This window comes from Polyangium sorediatum (assembly GCF_029946465.1).
Lineage (GTDB): Bacteria > Myxococcota_A > Polyangia > Polyangiales > Polyangiaceae > Polyangium > Polyangium fumosum.
The window spans coordinates 22161-39984 of sequence record NZ_JARZHI010000041.1; the positions used below are offsets into that span (position 1 = coordinate 22161).

Consider the following 17824-nt stretch of genomic DNA (forward strand, 5'->3'; position numbering starts at 1 on the left):
ACCCAAAAAAGTAGCGATCACTTGCACTTGGACGTCGCTTCGAGGGCCGCCCGCGCGAGCTCCCGCACGTTGCGCGGGACCTTCGGATCGAGGAGCGGCGCGAGCCTCGCGCGGAGATCCTGCGGTTTTATGTCCCCGAGCGCCGCGATCGCCGCCGCGCCGAGGGTGCGCTCCCTTTCGCTCATGGCGACCGGCGTGCCCCGCGCGAGCTTCGTCCACGCGTCCACTTGGGAACGATCACACATCGCCGCGAGCGCCAGCATCGCCCGCGCGCGCACGTCGACAAACTCCTCGTCGTTCGCGGCGAGCTCGCGGATCGGGCCGAGGTAAGCCGTCGCCTGGTGCGCGCCGAGGCCGTCGAGCGCGCGGCCGCGGACCTCCGGCGAGGCGTCGCCGAGCGCTGCGGCGAGCGCTGCGTCCCCGGCCTTCGTGCTCGGCATCTCGCCGAGGCCGCGCGCCGCGTTCGTCCGGACGAACGTGAACGGATCCTGCGCGAGCCGCTTGCCGAGCGTGGCCACGAGCGCCGCGGGCGGGGCCTCGTCCGATCGTCCACGCGCGCCGAGCGAAAGGACCACGGCGTCGCGCACGCGCACCTCCGGATCCTCGGACGCTTCGAGGAGCAAGGGCAAGATCTGCGGCGCGCGGTACGCGACCTCGGCGGCGCGCGTCCGCACGTGCCGATCGGGATCCTTGCGCAGCGCCGCCACGAGGAACGCCTCGGCGCCCTTGTCCCCGGCGTGCGCGAGATCGGCCGCGGGCCCGAGCAGGAGGTAGCGTGTGCGGAACGACGCGCCTTCCGTCGCCAGCGAGGCAAACGCTTCTCGCGCGCCCGGCACGAGGCCGATGCGCGCCCCGAGCGCGCGGAGCAGATCGATCCGCGCGACCTCGCTGCGCCCCGCGAACCGCTCCTTTTCGAGCTCCACGCCGAGCGCCGCGAGCGCCCGCTCACTCTTGGCCGCGTGCGCGAGCGAGCCGCGAAATTCGCGGCGGAGCGCATCGTCCGGGGTGGCGAGCGCATCCACGAGCAGGGGGATCGCCTCGGCCGGCGCGATGAGCGAGAGCTCGGACGCGGCCTCGATCCGGACCTTGCCTTCGCCCTTCGCCACGAGCTCCGCGAGCGATGCGGCCGACGCGCGCCCGCAGCGGCGCAGGCGATCCCGCGCGTGCACGAGCGCCGGCTCCTCGGGGGCGTGCTTCGGGCGCTTCTTTTCGAGCTCGGCTTGCATCACGCGTGTCCAGAACGGCGCCTGGTCGGCGCACGGGGCCGCGTCGATCACGCCCTCGGCGAGCTGCTTGCCGGCGTCGTCGAGCTTGTCGTAGCCCTGGATCGTCGCCTTCACCGCGACGCTGCCGCCCCGCGCGAGCAGCGCCGCCGCGCCCTTCGACCTTTCACTCCCGCCCGCGAGCGCGCCCACGAGCGCCTCGGGCGAACTCTCGTCGAACGCCGTGCGGGCCGTGATCTCGGCGATCGTCACGCGCGCGTCCGCCGCGCTCTCCGGCGCGTATGCCGCGTCGAGCACGATCGACAAGCACGTGGCCGCGATCGGCGCGGGGAGCTTCACCTCGTACCGCGCGCCTGCCTTCTTGAACGCGTCCTCCGGGAAGCTCACCTCGTAGAGTTTTTCCGGCGTGGCGAGATAGATCCTCTTCGGCGCGGCGCCGCCGGGCACCTCGGCCTTCGGCGGGCGCACGACGATGTCGAGCGACGTGATCGGCACCTCGCTCGCCGACGAGAACGTCACGAACTCGCCGCGCCCTGGCCCTGTTTTCGCCTCGGACCACGTCGTCTCTGGATCCCCGTCCGTCAGCGTCGCGAACGATTTTCCCACCGCGCTCGACGCCGTGCGCGCCACGAGGAGCGGCACGAGCGGCCGGGGTTTGTCCCCGGGCGCGGGGGTCGCCACGAGCTTCGTCGCCTCCGCGCGCTCCTTGCCGGAGAGGTTCTGCACGCTCGCGCCGCGCTTCAGCGTCATCGTCTGCGGATCGACCTCGCGCGCCGAGACGAGCGCGGGCCGGCCGCACACCGTGACGTCGTCGCGTTGCTCGCCCACCACGATCCGGACGCCTTTCTCCAGCGGCTCTTCGACGAGCACGGACACACGCTCCTCGCCGTGTTCGCCCTTCGCGAGGCCCGTGAAGCCGGTCCACAGCGTGATCGGCGCGTCACCTTTGCCCGCGAGCGGCGCGGCGAGCAGCGCCACGAAGCTCGCGCCGCCGGCGCCTCCGCCGGCGACGACACGCACGATCTGCCGCCCGCCCGCGAGCGTCCTCGTTTCGAGCTTCGCGCCCTTCGCGACGAGATCGAGGGCCCCGCCAGGAAGCTCGATCGTCGCGCCCGACGCCGCGTCGCAGTCGGTCTCCTTCGCGCAGACGCGCGCGACGATGCCCACCTTCGACGCGCGCACGGCGAGTGCTTGCTGCCCGGCCACAGCGGGGGCAACGATCGAATCCTTGGAGGTGCCCGGTTCGGGCGCGGCTTCGGACGTCGCGAGGACGAGCGTGCCTGTGGCGAGCGTGACGAGGGCGGGGAGCGCTGTGCGGAGCCGCATGCCCGCATCCTTGCCGCGGTGGGGCCAGCGCTGCAACGGCCGTGGTTATTTCGGGACTTCGCTCGATGGGATCCAGAAGCCGCCGTCGTCGGGCGGGACGATCCCGAGGTGCTTCGGCAGGACGTTCGTCCAGCCTGCGACGGTCTCGAGCACGTAGATCTCGGTATCCGCCTCGATCACGCCGATCGTCTTCGCCTTGTCGTCGCGCTTGGCGCGGATCGGGATCTCCTTGGAGGCGCGCACGAGGGGCGGGGGCTTGTCGAACGTGAGCTGCGCGCCGGCGATCTGCGTCGTGGGCGGGATGTACTGGTCCTGCATCTCGCCCTTCTTCAGCGGGTCGAGATCACGCAGGCGCGCCCACGCGTCGATGGTGAGATCGCTGCGCGACATCACGTGCACAAAGCCGAGCTTCATCTCCGTGCTCCAGAAGAGCTGCCCCGCGCCCTCCATCATGTCGAGCGAGAGGACGACGTCGCCGTTCGGCTTGTCGAAGAGCTCGATCTTCTGCTTCTTGGTCATGTACCCGCGGCCATTGCCGGGGACCTCGAACGGCGACACCGTGCCCTTCGCGAGGACGAACGCGTCGCAAGGCGCCGTCGCCCGCACGCTCTGGTTCAACGTGCCGCCGATCGGGATCTCCACGGTGAGCGAGTTGAGGCTGGCCTTGACGAGCTTCACCTTCTGCGCGCTCGCGATCCAGACGTGCCCGCCGTAGACCGAGATATCGCGCGTCGTAAAGAGCGAGATGTCCGCAGGCGCGACGTACCCTTCGAGCCGCATCGCGCCGCTGCCTGCGGAGGTCGCGAGCCGCGCTCGACCGGCCGCGGGGTCGAACGGGATCTCGCTCAGCGTCATCGGGATGTACGCGCCGGTCAGCGTGGCGATGAGGTTGCCGCCGCTCGACGCGTCGAAGAGCTTGGTGTTCTTGGAGGGAGGGTAGGTGCCTTTGATCGAGCAGGTGGGCGCTGTGACCGTGGGCTCCGCTGCTGCCGCAGCCTCGTCCGCGTGGGCCGCGGGCGCGCCGCCAGCTCCGGCGAGCAGCCAGAGACCGACGAGAGCCCCACCCCATGCTAAGAATCCACGTTTCATGTCCGTCTCCCCAGTGCGAGTTTCAGCCGAGTCGGATGCAGGGAAATGACACGAAGGACGCAACCGAGCGAAGGATGATGCAACCCGTCGAGCTTTCGTTTGCTTCCCCACGGAAGCTGCCCAAAGCCAAGGATCTCCGCGGAAATGTGGCGGTCCTGGACATCGCCTTCGCCTCGGAGGCGGGGGGCAAGAGCTTCGAGACGGTGACGTTGCCGTTCATCGAGGCGCTCGGATCGCGGCTTCGCGCCTGGGTCGATCACCACGATAGCCTGCACCACGCGCGGTACGTCGAGGACGCGCGATTCGTGCTTTCCACGAAGGCCGAGCACGGCGCCTGCCCGGAGATGATCACGCCCGAGGTCGTGGCGCGCGCCGGTCGCATCGACACGCTCGTCTGCCACGTGGATTTCGACGGCCTGGCGAGCGGGGCCAAGTGGCTGCGCGGCGGCGAGGAGCCGTATCCGGGCTGCGACGCGGACGCGCGGGCGATCGACACGCGGATCGGCACGCCAGGCCCGATCGCGCAGCGCATCGATCGGGCGCTCCGCGCGCGGCCGCGGGATCACGCGCTCTTCGGGCTCATCGTGCGGCACCTCGCAACGGGTCTCACCGACGCGTCGCTCTGGCAGCCGATCGACGCCGCCGGCGCAGAGCTCGCGCCGCTCGAAGCCGAATCGCGCAGGCTCGCGAAGTCGTTCGAGCGTGTCGAGCCCGGGATTGTGATCGTCGACGCGACGTCGCGGCGAGGCCCGTACGACAAGACGTTGCTGCTCCTCGTCGGGCAGGAGCGGGCGAGCGTGTCGGCCGTGATCGACGGGGACAACGTGACGTTCGCGGCCGCGTTCGACAGCGGGATCAACTTCCTGGAGAAGTTCGGGATCTCCGGCGGCATGCCGACCGTCGTGTCGATCCACCGATCGAAGCTCGGCTCGGCGCTCGAAGCGCTCGGCGTGAAGCCGGCGGAAGCGTCGCGCTTCGCCTAGATCGCCAGCAAGGCCGCGCCGATCACGCCTGCACTGTCGCCGAGCTCGTTCTTCAGGATCGGCGTGCGGAGCTCGTCATTGAACACGAGCGCGGCCACGCGATCGCGGCCCTCGTCGTAGAGAACGTTCAGGTTCGAAAGACCGCCGCCGAGCACGATCGCGCTCGGATCGACGATGTCGATCACGTTCGCGAGGCCGCGGGCAAACGCTTCGAGAAACCCCTCGATCACAGCCGCGGCGTGAGGATCTTCGGCGCGACGCGCGGCGATCTCGGAGGCCGAAAGGGAGCGGCCCGCGCGGCGCATGTAGTCCGCCTCGACGGCGGGCCCGCTCGCGAAGAGCTCGAGGCAGCCGCGATGCCCGCAGTAGCAGACAGGCCCGCGGTCAGGGAACACGGCGTGGTGGCCCCACTCGCCGGCGATGCCGTGTTCGCCCGGCCAAACCTGCCCGCGGAGGACGAGGGCGCCGCCCACGCCGGTCCCGAGGATCACGCCGAAGACGACGCCGCCCACGTGCGCAGAGGCCGCGCCGAGCCGCGCCTCGGCGAGCGCGAAACAGTTCGCGTCGTTGTCGAAGACGATCGATCGATCCAGGAAGCGCTCGAGATCCGCGCGAAAAGGGCGGCCGTTGAGGCAGGTCGTGTTCGAGTTCTTCACGAGGCCCGCGCCCGTCACACCGCCCGGCATGCCCACGCCGAGCGGGATCGTCTTCACGTCGACGTTCGCTTCCGCAGCGACGTCGTGCACGAGCGCCGCGACGGCTTCGAGGATGCCCTCGTAGCCACGCTCGCGCGGCGTCGGGACACGTCGGCGAAGGTCCACGGCCGGCCCGTCTTTCTCCGCCTCCCGGAGCACGACGGCCTCGATCTTCGTGCCGCCCAGATCCACCCCGATCGCGATCGGCTGGCGCATGCCGGGGGTGTACCCGCAGGGCCGCGCCGCGTCCATGATGCGCCCGAGAAGACCGGTTCCATGCGAGCATCCCGCCGCCCGTGACGAACGCGCACAGCCCCTTCGCCTCCCCTGCCCTTTCGCGACCCCACGCCTGGGCCCTCGCGCTCACCGCGACCCTGACGATGGCCGTCAGCTACGTCGATCGCCAGGCACTCGCCGCGCTCGCGCCGACCGTCTCGAAGGTCTTCGACCTCTCGGACGCGCAGTACGGCTGGCTCGTCTCGGCCTTCTCGGTCGCCTACCTCGCGGGCGCTCCGTTCGCAGGCTGGCTCGTCGATCACCTCGGCGCGCGTCGGGGCCTGCTTGGCGCCGTCGTCGCGTGGTCGCTCGTCGCCGCCGCGCACGCGCTCGTGCCGAGCTTCACGGGCCTGCTCGTGCTCCGCATCGCGCTCGGCCTCACCGAATCCCCTTCGTTCCCCGGCGCGGCGCAGACCATCCAGCGCGTGCTCCCGCCGGCCGATCGCGCCCGCGGCTTCGGGTTCCTGTTCACGGGCAGCTCCCTCGGCGCCATCGTCGCGCCGCAACTCGCGCCGTTCCTGGAGAAGAACTGGGGCCTTCGGATCGCGTTCCTCGGCACGGCGATCGTGGGGCTCGCGTGGGTGCCGCTCTGGCTCCTGCTCGCGTGGCGGAGCCCGGCGCGCGAGGTGCTCGACGCGGCGCCCACGGCCTCGGGAAAACGCCCGAGCGCGCGGTTGGTCGTGACGCACCCCGCGGTGCTGCGCGCTACGCTCGCGATCCTGGCATCGGCGCCCGCGATCGGGTTCCTGCTCAATTGGGGCTCCAAATATCTCGTGGCGTCGCACCACATCGCGCAGGCGAACGTGGGTCCGTACCTCGTGATCCCGCTCGTCCTCTTCGACGCCGGCTCGATCCTCTTCGGCCACTTCGCCAGCGTGCGCGCCCGATCCCGCGCGGACGGCGCGCCCGATCGTGTCCTCTTCGCCGTCGCGACGCTCTTCGCGCTCATCACGGCAGCGACGCCGTTCGGCCGCACCCCGGTCGAGTCGATGGTGCTCGGCGGCCTCGGCCTCGCCGGCGGCGGCGGGATCTTCGCGCTGCTCACGGCGGACATGCTCGCGCGTGTCTCGCCCTCGGTCGCCTCGGCGGCAAGCGGCGTCGCGGCGGCCGCGCAGTCGATCGCGTACATCGTCACGGCCCCGATCGTGGGCAAGCTGATCGACACGTCGGGCAGCTACACGCTGCCCTTTCTCGTGGTGGGTGTGTGGATCCTGCCGGGGTGCATCGCGTGGCTCGCGTGGTCGCCGCCCGCGGTGGAGGGCTCGGATCGGCCCTAGGAGCCTCAGAGACGGAGCGAGTAGAACTCGACGACCCGCTGCACGTCGACCGGGAACAACGCCGACGTGGAATCCGGCATCGCCGCGACCTTGGCGCTGAACGTGCCCTTGTCGACGTTCAACCACGACGCATGCAGGATCGTCTCGTCCGCGATCGCGGCGAGCACGTGCGGGTTTTTCCAGACCTTGGGCACGAGCGAAATCGTCTGCCCCTGGCTGACCCGGAACGAGGCGACGTCGACGCGTTGCCCGTTGACGTGCACGAAGCCATGGCAGACGAGCTGCCGCGCGGCGGGAATCGTGCGCGCGAAACCCGCGCGGAACACGACGTTGTCGAGGCGTCGCTCGAGCAACTCGATGAGTTTCTCGCCGGGCGCGGCCTTGCTTCGCCCGGCTTCGACCATGAGGCGCCGGAGCTGGACCTCGCTGACGCCGTAGCCAAACCGGAGCTTTTGCTTCTCGATCAGGCGGACCTTGTACTCGGAGAGCTTGTGCCGCGCCTGCCCGTGCTGGCCGGGCGGGTACGGACGTCGCTCGATCTTCTTGCGCGAAAATCCCGGCAGATCGCAGCCCAGGGCGCGCATCACGCGAACGCGGGGACCTGTGTAACGACTCATGGGGACGGAACCTACTGCGACGCCTTGAAAGCGACAATGAAAATCGTTTTCATTTAACGAACGCACCAACAGAGTGCGTCATGTCACACACCTTCCGACGACGCCTGGTTCAGAGGGGCAACGCGAGGTTCCGCCGGATCCGCGCGTGCGGGTCTTCGAGGTTCGGCACGAACACCTGCCCCGTGATCGCTTCGAACGCCTCGATGTACCGGCGCGCCGCCTCGACCCGCACATCGTCCGGGATCGTAGGAATCGGCCCGTCGCCCGTGAACCCCGTGCCCGCGAGCCAGCGGCGCACGTACTCCTTGTCGAACGACTCGGGCTCTTCGCCCCGCGCGCGGCGTTCGTCGTACGTCCGGGCAAACCAGAAGCGCGACGAGTCCGGCGTGTGGATCTCGTCGATGACCACGATCCGCCCGTCCTTCGTCTTGCCGAGCTCGTACTTCGTGTCGACGAGGATGAGCCCGCGCTCCTCGCAGCGCTTTTGCCCGAACGCGAAGAGCGCCATCACCATCTCGGCCGCTTCATCGAAGTCCCGCGCGCTGATCACGCCCTCGGCGAGGATCTCCTCCCGCGACGCGGAGACATCGTGCCCGCCCTTCGGCGCCTTCGTGCTCGGCGTCAGGATCGGCGCGGGCAAGCGGTCGTTCTTGCGCAAACCGTCCGGCAGGTGATGGCCGCAAAAGACACGCTCGCCGCGGGCGTAATGGGTCCAGATGCTCGTGGAGGTCACGCCTGTGACGTACGCGCGCACGACCATCTCGACGGGCAAGGGCGTGCACTCGACGGCCTCGACCACGTTCGGATCCGGCACCGAGATCACGTGGTTCGGCGCGATGTGCTTCGTCGCCTCGAACCAGTGCGCCGCGAGCAGGTTCAAGACCTGCCCCTTCAGCGGCAACGTGCCGAGCACACGATCGAAGGCGCTGATCCGATCGGTCGCCACGAGGAACCGCCGTCCATCGCCCGTGGTGTAATTGTCCCGGACTTTCCCTTCGTATTTCGCGCCGAGCGCCCCGAAATCCGTATGGTCGAGGGTCGTCCGGAGCGCTTCGCGGAGGGTGTCTGCGGAAACCATGGCGCCCGGACCTTAGCGCAAGATTTGCGCGGCGCAGCAAGCCGGTTCTTTTCAGCTCGGCGGGGTGCTAAAGGCCCGCGCATGAGCACTCGGAAGAAGATCGCACTCATCGGGGCCGGCAACATCGGCGGCGAGCTCGCGGCGCTCTGCGCCCGCAAGGAGCTCGGCGACATCGTCCTCTTCGACATCCCGGCGAAGGCCGACTTCGCCAAGGGCAAGGCCCTCGATCTCGAACAAAACTCGAGCGTCATCGGCTACGACGCGAAGATCACCGGCACGAGCGACTGGAAAGACTGCGCCGGCGCCGACGTCGTGATCATCACCGCGGGCATCCCGCGCAAGCCCGGCCAGAGCCGCGACGACCTCGTCGCGACGAACCTGCCCATCATCCGCAGCGTCGCGGCGGGCGTGAAGGAGCACTGTCCGGATGCGTTCGTGATCGTCATCTCGAACCCGCTCGACGCGATGGTCTACGAGCTCAAGCGCGCCACGGGCCTGCCCCGCGAGCGCGTCGTCGGCATGGCCGGCGTGCTCGACAGCGCGCGCTTCCAGCTCTTCCTCGCGCGGGAAGCCAACGTCAGCATCAAGGACGTCCGCGCCATGGTGCTCGGCGGCCACGGCGACGACATGGTCCCCGTGCTCAGCGCGACCACGATCAACGGCGTCGCGGTGACCGAGCTCGTCGCGCGCGAGAAGCTCGACGCGATCATCGCCCGCACCCGCACGGGCGGCGGCGAGATCGTGAAGCTCATGGGCACGAGCGCCTACTACGCCCCGGCTTCGGCCGCGGTCGCGATGGCCGAGGCGTTCCTCCTCGACCAGAAGCGCCTCCTGCCGAGCGCCGTCTACCTCGACGGCGAGTACGGCTACAAGGACCTCTTCATGGGCGTGCCCGTCATCATCGGCGGCCGCGGCGTCGAGAAGATCCTCGAGATCAAGCTGACGGACGACGAGAAGGCGATGCTCGCGAAGAGCGCGAAGAGCGTGCAGGGCATCACCGACGTCGTGAAGGCCACGCCGGCGACGTGAAGACGCAACAGCGGGACATCCTCGTCCCGCTCCTCGATTTGCGCGCGCTCCATCGCGCGATCCGCGAAGAGATCGATCAGGCCATCGCCCGCGTCGTCGAGGCGCAGGCGTTCGTCCTCGGAGAAGAGGTCCGCCTCTTCGAGGAGGCGATCGCCGCGCGCCTCGGCGCCGCACACGCGATCGGCGTGGCCTCGGGCAGCGACGCGCTCCTGCTCTCGCTCCTCGCTTCGGGCGTGGGCCCGGGCGACGAGGTCGTGACCACGCCGTTCACGTTCTTCGCGACCGCGGGCGCCATCGCGCGGCTCGGCGCGCGGCCCGTCTTCGTCGACATCGAGCCTGGATCGTGGAACCTCGATCCCGACCGCGTGCTCGCGGCGCTCGGCCCGCGCACGCGCGCAATCGTACCCGTACACCTCTACGGCCGCGTCGCGCGCATGGAAGCTTGGCTCGACGAGGCGCGCGCGCGTGGCGTCGCCGTCGTCGAGGACGCCGCGCAGGCGATCGACGCGCGGCGGGGCGGGCGCGCGGCCGGCACGATCGGCACGTTCGGCTGCCTCTCGTTTTTCCCGAGCAAAAACCTCGGGGCGTTCGGCGACGGCGGTCTCATCCTGACGAACGACCCCGACAAAGCCACGCGGGTGCGCCGGCTCCGCACGCACGGCGGCGAAAAGATGTACCGGCACGACGAGGTCGGCATGAACAGCCGCCTCGACGCGATCCAGGCCGCGGTTTTACGCGCCAAGCTCCCCTCCCTCGACGGCTGGACCGAGGCGCGGCGCGCGATCGCCGATCGATATCGCGCCCTCTTCGCCGAGGCGGGCCTCTCCGATGTCGTCCGCCCCGCCGAGGACGATCCCGAGGGACGCCACGTCTATCACCAATTCACGATTCGCGCCGCCCGGCGCGACGATCTCCGCGTGTTCCTCGAATCCGCCGGCGTCGGCACCGCCGTCTACTACCCGGTCCCGCTGCATTTGCAGCCTTGCTTCGGGCACCTCGGCCACCAAGCGGGGGATTTCCCGGAGGCCGAGCGCGCCTGCCGCGAGGTGCTCTCGCTCCCCATTTCGCCGACGTTGACGGCGGAGCAGCAGCACATCGTTGTCGATCGCATTCGCGCATTCTATTCCTGATCACTCTCCACAACGAAACGGCTGGGGGCATGTTCGAAGACGTCGACGTCGCGATCGTGGGGGCGGGTCCCGTGGGCACGCTGATGGCCAACCTGCTCGGCGGGCGCGGGCTCCGCGTGGTCGTGCTCGAACGCGAGAGCACGCCGCACGGCACCCCACGCGCCTTCTCCTGCGACGACGAGGCGATGCGCGTCTATCAGCAGGCCGGGCTCGACCACGAGCTCGCCGCGAACACCTATGCCTGCCCGGAGGCCGCGTTCACCGACGCGAACGGGCGTGCCTTCGCGACGCTCGTCTTCCGCGGGCTCGATTTCGGCAATGGGTTTCCCGCGCTGAACTTCTTTCATCAGCCCACGCTGGAGGCCATCCTGCGGCGCGGGCTCGAACGATTCGAAGGCGTGTCGTTGCGGCTCGGGCACGAAGTCCTCGCAATGGACGAGGATGCCGCGTGGGCGCGATTGACGGTGCGGGATCCGCATGGAGAGACGCGTGACTTGCGCGCGCGTTACGTGCTCGGGTGCGACGGCCGCAAGAGCACGCTCCGCAAGCTCGCGGGCATCGCCTACGAGGGTCGCCGGTACGAGGAGCCGTGGATCGCCATTTCCGGCGTGATGGACGAGATCCCGGAGACGATGCCGCTCGCGCGTTTCGTCTGTGATCCGGCGCGGCCCGGCTTCGTGGCGCGCGGGACGGAGAACCAGTGCCGCATGGAATTCATGCTGCAGCCGGACGAGACGCGCGAATCCATCGAGAGGCCGGAATCGATCGCGCGGCTGATCGCGCCGTACGTGGATCCCGACAAATTCCGCATTCAGCGAGCGAGCGTGTACACGTTCGAGGCGAAGACGGCCGCACAATGGCGCAAGGGCCGGTTTTTCCTGCTGGGCGACGCGGCGCACACGATGCCGCCGTTCATGGGACAAGGGCTCGTGTCGGGGCTCCGGGACGCGGCGAACCTCGCGTGGAAGCTCGCGCTTTGCATCACGGGGCGCGCGAGCGAGCGGCTGCTCGATACGTATGAACAGGAGCGCCGGCCGCACCTGCTCGCGATGACGGAGATCAGCATCCGGCTCGGGTATGTCTTTCTCGTGCGCGACGCGCGCGCGGCGGCGGTGCGCGACGTGGTCTTCCGCGGCCTCGACCGGGTGGGCCGTATCCGCAAATTCATTCGGAACATGGAGTTCAAGCCGAAGCCGACGTGCGATAAGGGAATGATGCGAGGCGGACGGCGTCGGCGCGGACGCTTCGACGGGGCGCCGGGCGTGGCCCCGCGGTACCCGGAAGGCACATATTTCCCGCAGCCTTTCGTGCGTGACGCATGGGGCGCGCGCGTACGGCTCGACGATGCGCTCGGGACAGGATTCGCCGTGCTCGGCTTCGGGATCGACCCACGCGAGGGGGTCCGGGACGAACCGTTCTGGAATGGCCTCGACACGCGGTGTTTCCAGGTGCTTCCGGCGGGGAGCGAGCCGCGGGAAGGCGCGCTCGTCGACGAGGACGGCGCGCTCGAACGGTGGTTTGTCCAGTATGGCGCGGCGCTCGTGATCGTGCGGCCGGATCGTTATGTATTCGGAGGATATTCCCGCGCAGAAACGACGCTGGCAGAGGGCGCGTTACGCCGAGCCCTCGGCTGACGCACTCGACGATCCCCAGCGGAATACCTGAATGGCACCGGTCGAGGACCCTCGACAAAAGGAAACCCCCTCCTCCGCTCCGGAAGAGGGGGCTTCCCTACGTCACGTAAAAACGCTTCAGCCCATGTGCGCGATGATCGCGTCACCGAACTCGGAGCACTTCACCTCTTTCGCGCCCTCCATGAGGCGCGCGAAGTCGTAGGTCACGGTCTTCGCGCCGATCGCGCCGTCCATGCCCTTGTTGATGAGGTCCGCGGCCTCGACCCAGCCCATGTGCCGCAGCATCATCTCGCCCGACAGGATGACCGAGCCGGGGTTCACCTTGTCGAGGTTCGCGTACTTCGGCGCCGTGCCGTGCGTGGCCTCGAAGACCGCGTGGCCCGTCACGTAGTTGATGTTGCCGCCCGGCGCGATGCCGATGCCGCCGATCTGCGCCGCCAGCGCGTCCGAGAGGTAATCGCCGTTGAGGTTCAACGTCGCGATCACGTCGAAATCACGCGGCCGCGTCAGCACCTGCTGGAGCGTGATGTCCGCGATCGAATCCTTGACGCGGAGCATCTTCTTCCACTTGCCGCCGCCGTGCGTGTCCCAGAGCTTGAGCGCCTCCTCGACCTCGGCGCGGAACTCCGCCTGCATGTCCGGCGGCGCCATGTCGTAGCCGGGCTCGATCTCCTTGGCGTTCTGCTCGACCGTGAGCTCCGGGTTCTTTTCCTTGTTCCCGAGGATCCACGTCTCGCGCTCCGTCACCACCTTGTCCCGGAAATCGTGCTGCGCGAGCGAATAACCCCACGCCTTGAACGCGCCTTCCGTGAACTTCATGATGTTGCCCTTGTGCACGAACGTGACGCTCTTCCGGTTGAACCGGAGGGCGTAGTCGATCGCGCCGCGCACCAGGCGCTCCGTGCCCTCGCGGCTCACCGGCTTGACGCCGATGCCGCTCGTGCCCGGGAAGCGGATGTTCTTCACTCCCATCTCGTTCTGGAGGAAGTCGATCACCTTCTTCGCCTGCGGGCTCTCCGCCTCCCACTCGATGCCGGCGTAGATGTCCTCCGTGTTCTCACGGAAGATCACCATGTCGACCGCGCCCGGATCCTTCACCGGCGAGGGAACGCCCTTGTACCAGCGCACCGGGCGCAGGCAGACGTAGAGGTCGAGCATCTGCCGCAGCGCCACGTTGAGCGAACGGATGCCCTTGCCGATCGGGGTCGTCAGCGGGCCCTTGATGCCCACGAGGAACTGGCGATACGCCTCCACCGTGCCCTGGGGCAGCCACTCGCCGAACGTGTTGAACGCCTTCTCGCCCGCGTACACCTCGTACCAGGCGATCTTCTTCTTGCCGCCGTACGCCTTCTCCACGGCCGCATCGAGCACGCGCTGGCTCGCCCGCCAGATGTCGGGCCCGGTGCCATCGCCTTCGATGAACGGGATGATGGGTTGGTCCGGCACCTGGAGCTGGCCGGACGAGGACATCGTGATCGCTTCGCCCGCAGTGGGCTTCGGGAACTCGCGCATGGCGGCGCAATAAACCAGGGCGACGGCTGCCGCAACGGGGACGGACGATCTCGGGTGATTCGCTCGCGGACCCCCGGCCGCAATTGTGCTACGTCGTGCCCGGCATGCGCTCTCGTCAAAGGCTCGTCGCTCTGGGTCTCGTCCTCGCCGCCGCGCTCGCCCAGCAGCCGGCCGAAGCCATCGTGGTCGAGCGGATCGTCGCCGTCGTGGGCGACGAACCCATCCTGCTCTCGGAGCTCCGCGCCCGCGCCAAGCCCTTCCTCCTGCAGGTCCAGCAACGCGTACGCCCCGGCGCCGAGCAGGCCGCCGCGGAGTCGCAGGTATTCAAGGACATGCTCGAGACGATGATCGATCAACGCCTCGAAGCGCAGGCCGCCGAGCGCGCAGGCATCACGGTCACGCCCGACGAGGTCGAAAACGCCTTCCGCAACATCGCGAACGCCCAGGGAATCTCGACGGCCGAGCTCTTCCGCGAGGCGAAGGCGCGCTCGGGCCTGACGGAGCAGGAATACCGCGACGAGATCCGGCGGCAGATCCTCGAAGGCAAGATGCTGCAGCTCCGCGTGAAGGGGCGCGTGCGCATCACCGAGGACGACGTGAAGGCGACGTACGAGCGCACGTTGCGCGACGAGCGCAAGCGCCGGGACTACCGCCCCTCGTGGATCGTGCTGCAGATCATGCCGGGATCGAGCCCCGAGGCGATCGCCGAGCGAAAGAAGCTCGCGGCCGAGATCGTGACCCGCGCGCGGGCAGGGGAAGACTTCGCGGCGCTCGCGCGCGCCTACTCGGACGAGGCGAACACGCGCGATGCGGGCGGCGACCTCGGGATCCGCGCCCCGATCGGCTCGCCCCAGACCCAGCAGGGCCAGCGCCCGGCGCTCTCGCCCGAGTTCGAGAACGCGGTGATGCCGCTCGAACCGGGGCAGGTCAGCGACGTGGTCGAGATGGAGAAGGGCCTCGTGATCATGAAGCTCGTCTCGCGCCAGCCCTCCCGGTACACGACGTACGAGGCGGCCAAGGGCGAGATGGTGCAGCGCCTTCAGACGGAGATCCTCGAGAAGGCGAAGCGCAAGTGGCTCGACGAGCTGAAGAAGCGCACGCACCTCGACGTGCGCTTGTGATCGACGCCCTCCCCCCCAACCCCTCTCCCTCGCGGGAGAGGGGAGGAGAGGCTCACTTCTTCGGTTGATCGGCGGGAGCCGCCGGCGCCGGGGGCGCCGCGCCATCGGGCGCCTTCGCCGGATCGGCCTTCTCGTCCTTCGCGTCCTTCGCGCGCTCGGCCTCCTTGCGCTCCATCTCCTCTTCCTGACCGAGCAGCTCGAGCAGCTTCTTCTCGTCGTCGTCGCCGCCCTTGCCGAGCTTCGAGGCGTCGAACGTGAGCATCGGCATCGCGCCGCCGCCGTTCATCACCGGCAGACGGCCGTTCCAGCGCTCGAGCGCGCGGTACTGAAGCACCGACGGCGTCATCGAGTACTTGAGGATCAGGTTCGACCTCGCCTCGGCCTTCGCCGTGATGAGCTTCGCGTCCGCCTCGCCCTGCGCGCGCGCCCGCGCCGCCTTCGCCTGCCCTTCGGCCTGCGTGACGGCCTGCTCCGCCTCCGCGCGCACCTGACGCACCCGGTTCTCCGCCTGGATCGCCTGCTGCGTCGCCTCCATCGCCCGGTTGATCGCGTTCGCTACGTTCTCCGGCAGACGAAGCGCGCCGTTGATCGTGAGCTGATCGATCACGAACCCGTCCTTGCCGAGCTGCTCCTGCATGCGCTGCGCGACGTTCTCCACGAGCTTGCCCTTGCCCGACCCGTAGATCTCCTGCACCGGCATCTGCGAGGCCTGCATGTTGAAGCTCTCGCGCATCGCGTTGCGCACGTAGCCGTTCGCGAGATCCATCAGGTCCGACTTGCGGAACCGACCGTAGAGCTTCGGCGCGAGCGTGGGCTCGATGTGGAACGAGAGCCCGACGTCGGCGTTGATGTTCACGCCCTCCTGCGAGGAGAACGTGATCGAGCTGTCCCGCGCGTTGCTCTCGTGCGGATCCTTCGTCCAGACGATGTTCTGCACGCTCGTCGGGAACAGGATGATCTGCTCGGTCAGCGGATTGAAGAAGACCCAGCCCTGCACCGTGGGGCTCTTGTCGACGCCACGCTCGTCCCCCGCGAGCTTGACCTTGATGCCGACGTGCCCCGCGTCGACACGCAGAACACACGACGAGAGGGCGATCGCCAGGATCGCGAGCCCGACGGCCACGAGGGCGATGCGTTTGATGAGGTTTGCAGGAGGCGGGGTCGAGAAGGGGCGGACGGTTGCCATGGCACTCTCGCGCCTAGCATATCGAAAAGGAGAAGGCTCAGACCCTCGTGGCGCCGAGCCGCCGGCGCGCCGCCACGGCGATCGCGGCGAGCGCCATGCCAAAGCCGACGACGAGCGGGCCGCGTCCGTCGCCGCTGGTCTTCTTGCCAGCGCCCGGGACCGGAGCGGCCGAGCCGTCGCCGCAGAAGGCGTCGACGTTCGTGCCGATGCGCGCCTGATGCATGTTGTCGACGGTCTCTTGCAAGGCCGCGGGCTCGAGGACGAGGTCATTGCCAAGCGCCGCGCGCGGCAGGTTCGCTTCGAGCCGCGTGAGCCACACGTCCTTCGGATGCAGGCCGTTCATCGCGACCGCGAGGTCGTCGAGCGGGCCACATGCGAGCGAGCGCGCGTCGATCTCGCCCGCTCCGACCTCGCCGCAGGAAGGATCGTCGAGCGGCACGCCCGCGGGGCACGGGTTCGAGACCATGACGCCGCTCTTGCTGACGTTCGCGAAGGACGCCGAACACGCGCCGTCCGTCGTCTCGGCGTTCGCGAGGCCCTGCTGCACGTACGCCCCCGCGATCGAGTCGGCGAAGGACCCGTTGCCGGCGGTCGTGTACGTGCGGAACCCCTGGAAGCTGAAGAGACCAGGGAGCTGCGAGAACAGGCCGCCCTGGAACGCGAACGCCGTGAGCCACGACGCGCCGCCGTTCTGTTCGAGCACCTTCGTGCGGAGCTCGCCGTAGTTCGACGCCTGCGTCTTGAAGTCCCACGAGAGCAGATCGACCGGCGCCACGACGTTGTTGAAGTTCTTCGCCTCCCAGCGGCCCTCGGTGATCATGAAGAGCGTGATCGCGACGTTCGCGCCGCTCCCGATCGCGACCATGCGCAAGGGCAGCGTGGGGCTCGCGCCGAGCTGCACGACGCGCACGGGCTTCATCGCCTTCACGTCCTTGCCCGGCAGGAGCTTGATCGCGATGAAGTCGAACTTCTCCGCGACGTAGGCGTCGATCACCGGCTGCGTCGAGGGATCGATCGCGTACCCTGCGCTGTCGAGCCATCCATTCAGCGCGCCGGGCGTGTCCGTGCTGAGCGTGACGGTCTGATACGGACCCGCGGTGCCGCGGTGGACGACCGTGACGCTCGGTCCGCCGCCGCCGTTGCTGCCATCCTCCGAGGCCGAGAACGCACGACCCGCGAGCGCATCGCCACAGCCGAAGCTGCCACCGCTGTTGCCGCAGTCGACACTCGCCTGAAAGATCTGCGTGGTCGTCGCGGCGTCGAGCGTGTCGAACCAGGCGTCGGTGGAGACCTCGATCACCGCGCCCGGCTTGACCGGCAAGACCCACGCGAAGCTCTCCGGATCGCCGTCGTACTGGATCTGATCCCAGAGCACCGTCTGCTTCGGCGAGATCGAGAGCGCCATGCGATGCGCCGAAACGACGGTGCTCTGGCTCGGCGGAACGAAACATCCCCCGCACGCCGCGGCCTCGTCGGTCGCAGTCAAAGAAGCGAGAAACGTGGCGGCGAGGACGGGGACGACAAAGCCGAGTCGCATGGGGAAGGTCTCCTCTCGGGCGAGAGCCTTAAGGAAGATAAGCCAAGGAGCGGGCGGAATCAGCAAAAGCGATGCCGACGCGAAGGCGCGTATTCACGGCGAAATGCTGCG

14 protein-coding genes are annotated in these 17824 nt (G+C 68.9%); 6 read left to right on the plus strand and 8 right to left on the minus strand.

The window, feature by feature from the left end:
- Nucleotides 1-17: 17 nt before the first annotated feature.
- Together QHF89_RS32945 and QHF89_RS32950 are read right to left on the minus strand one after the other, a co-directional pair.
- On the minus strand, nt 18-2549 hold the full coding sequence (locus QHF89_RS32945; RefSeq protein ID WP_136971574.1) for a HEAT repeat domain-containing protein: 2532 nt from the start codon (nt 2547-2549) through the stop codon (nt 18-20).
- Nucleotides 2550-2594: 45 nt separating this feature from the next.
- Entirely contained in the window at nt 2595-3638 is a 1044-nt protein-coding gene (locus tag QHF89_RS32950) for a hypothetical protein (protein WP_136971573.1), read from the minus strand.
- A gap of 74 nt (nt 3639-3712) precedes the next feature.
- Here QHF89_RS32950 and QHF89_RS32955 point away from each other — a divergent pair, with 74 nt between their 5' ends.
- Nucleotides 3713-4621 carry a hypothetical protein gene (locus tag QHF89_RS32955; protein ID WP_232379820.1) on the plus strand — a complete coding sequence of 303 codons (909 nt, stop codon included), beginning with the start codon at nt 3713-3715 and terminating at the stop codon, nt 4619-4621.
- Here QHF89_RS32955 and QHF89_RS32960 read toward each other — a convergent pair.
- Nucleotides 4618-5532 carry an ROK family protein gene (locus QHF89_RS32960; RefSeq protein WP_136971572.1) on the minus strand — a complete coding sequence of 305 codons (915 nt, stop codon included), beginning with the start codon at nt 5530-5532 and terminating at the stop codon, nt 4618-4620. The genes QHF89_RS32955 and QHF89_RS32960 overlap by 4 nt on opposite strands.
- Nucleotides 5533-5612: 80 nt before the next feature.
- Here QHF89_RS32960 and QHF89_RS32965 point away from each other — a divergent pair, with 80 nt between their 5' ends.
- Complete coding sequence (locus QHF89_RS32965; protein WP_136971571.1) at nt 5613-6869, plus strand: MFS transporter; 1257 nt, start codon at nt 5613-5615, stop codon at nt 6867-6869.
- Nucleotides 6870-6874: 5 nt separating this feature from the next.
- Here QHF89_RS32965 and rpsD read toward each other — a convergent pair whose 3' ends face one another.
- Nucleotides 6875-7486 carry a 30S ribosomal protein S4 gene (gene rpsD / locus QHF89_RS32970; RefSeq protein ID WP_136971570.1) on the minus strand — a complete coding sequence of 204 codons (612 nt, stop codon included), beginning with the start codon at nt 7484-7486 and terminating at the stop codon, nt 6875-6877.
- A gap of 109 nt (nt 7487-7595) precedes the next feature.
- Nucleotides 7596-8564: a phosphoribosylaminoimidazolesuccinocarboxamide synthase gene (locus QHF89_RS32975; RefSeq protein WP_136971569.1), complete on the minus strand. Its 969-nt coding sequence runs from the start codon at nt 8562-8564 to the stop codon at nt 7596-7598.
- A gap of 81 nt (nt 8565-8645) precedes the next feature.
- On the opposite strand from QHF89_RS32975, the gene mdh reads away from it, so the two are divergent.
- From mdh to mhpA, 3 genes are read left to right on the plus strand one after another with little or no spacing between them, the layout of a single operon-like run.
- Entirely contained in the window at nt 8646-9593 is a 948-nt protein-coding gene (mdh, locus tag QHF89_RS32980; protein WP_136971568.1) for a malate dehydrogenase, read from the plus strand.
- Entirely contained in the window at nt 9590-10723 is a 1134-nt protein-coding gene (locus tag QHF89_RS32985; RefSeq protein WP_284721222.1) for a DegT/DnrJ/EryC1/StrS family aminotransferase, read from the plus strand. The genes mdh and QHF89_RS32985 overlap by 4 nt, the downstream gene beginning before the upstream one ends.
- 29 nt (nt 10724-10752) lie before the next feature.
- Complete coding sequence (gene mhpA, locus QHF89_RS32990) at nt 10753-12357, plus strand: bifunctional 3-(3-hydroxy-phenyl)propionate/3-hydroxycinnamic acid hydroxylase MhpA (protein WP_136971567.1); 1605 nt, start codon at nt 10753-10755, stop codon at nt 12355-12357.
- Nucleotides 12358-12474: 117 nt separating this feature from the next.
- Here mhpA and icd read toward each other — a convergent pair whose 3' ends face one another.
- A complete protein-coding gene (gene icd / locus QHF89_RS32995; protein ID WP_136971566.1) occupies nt 12475-13869 on the minus strand; it encodes an NADP-dependent isocitrate dehydrogenase in 1395 nt (464 codons plus the stop codon).
- Nucleotides 13870-13973: 104 nt separating this feature from the next.
- Here icd and QHF89_RS33000 point away from each other — a divergent pair, with 104 nt between their 5' ends.
- Nucleotides 13974-14990, plus strand: a complete 1017-nt coding sequence (locus QHF89_RS33000) for a peptidylprolyl isomerase (RefSeq protein WP_136971565.1) — start codon at nt 13974-13976, stop codon at nt 14988-14990.
- 52 nt (nt 14991-15042) lie between these two features.
- On the opposite strand, the gene QHF89_RS33005 is transcribed toward QHF89_RS33000, so the two are convergent.
- Complete coding sequence (locus QHF89_RS33005; protein WP_136971564.1) at nt 15043-16176, minus strand: prohibitin family protein; 1134 nt, start codon at nt 16174-16176, stop codon at nt 15043-15045.
- 37 nt (nt 16177-16213) lie between these two features.
- Entirely contained in the window at nt 16214-17713 is a 1500-nt protein-coding gene (locus QHF89_RS33010) for a DUF2330 domain-containing protein (protein WP_136971563.1), read from the minus strand.
- Nucleotides 17714-17824: the final 111 nt, after the last annotated feature.

Coding starts and splice junctions, on each gene's coding strand:
- mdh (WP_136971568.1), top strand. CDS start 8,646: ATGAGCACTCGGAAGAAGATCGCACTCATCGGGGCCGGCAACATCGGC.
- QHF89_RS33010 (WP_136971563.1), bottom strand. CDS start 17,713: ATGCGACTCGGCTTTGTCGTCCCCGTCCTCGCCGCCACGTTTCTCGCT.
- QHF89_RS32950 (WP_136971573.1), bottom strand. CDS start 3,638: ATGAAACGTGGATTCTTAGCATGGGGTGGGGCTCTCGTCGGTCTCTGG.
- QHF89_RS32955 (WP_232379820.1), top strand. CDS start 3,713: ATGATGCAACCCGTCGAGCTTTCGTTTGCTTCCCCACGGAAGCTGCCC.
- rpsD (WP_136971570.1), bottom strand. CDS start 7,486: ATGAGTCGTTACACAGGTCCCCGCGTTCGCGTGATGCGCGCCCTGGGC.
- QHF89_RS33005 (WP_136971564.1), bottom strand. CDS start 16,176: ATGGCAACCGTCCGCCCCTTCTCGACCCCGCCTCCTGCAAACCTCATC.
- QHF89_RS33000 (WP_136971565.1), top strand. CDS start 13,974: ATGCGCTCTCGTCAAAGGCTCGTCGCTCTGGGTCTCGTCCTCGCCGCC.
- mhpA (WP_136971567.1), top strand. CDS start 10,753: ATGTTCGAAGACGTCGACGTCGCGATCGTGGGGGCGGGTCCCGTGGGC.
- QHF89_RS32975 (WP_136971569.1), bottom strand. CDS start 8,564: ATGGTTTCCGCAGACACCCTCCGCGAAGCGCTCCGGACGACCCTCGAC.
- icd (WP_136971566.1), bottom strand. CDS start 13,869: ATGCGCGAGTTCCCGAAGCCCACTGCGGGCGAAGCGATCACGATGTCC.
- QHF89_RS32960 (WP_136971572.1), bottom strand. CDS start 5,532: ATGCGCCAGCCGATCGCGATCGGGGTGGATCTGGGCGGCACGAAGATC.
- QHF89_RS32945 (WP_136971574.1), bottom strand. CDS start 2,549: ATGCGGCTCCGCACAGCGCTCCCCGCCCTCGTCACGCTCGCCACAGGC.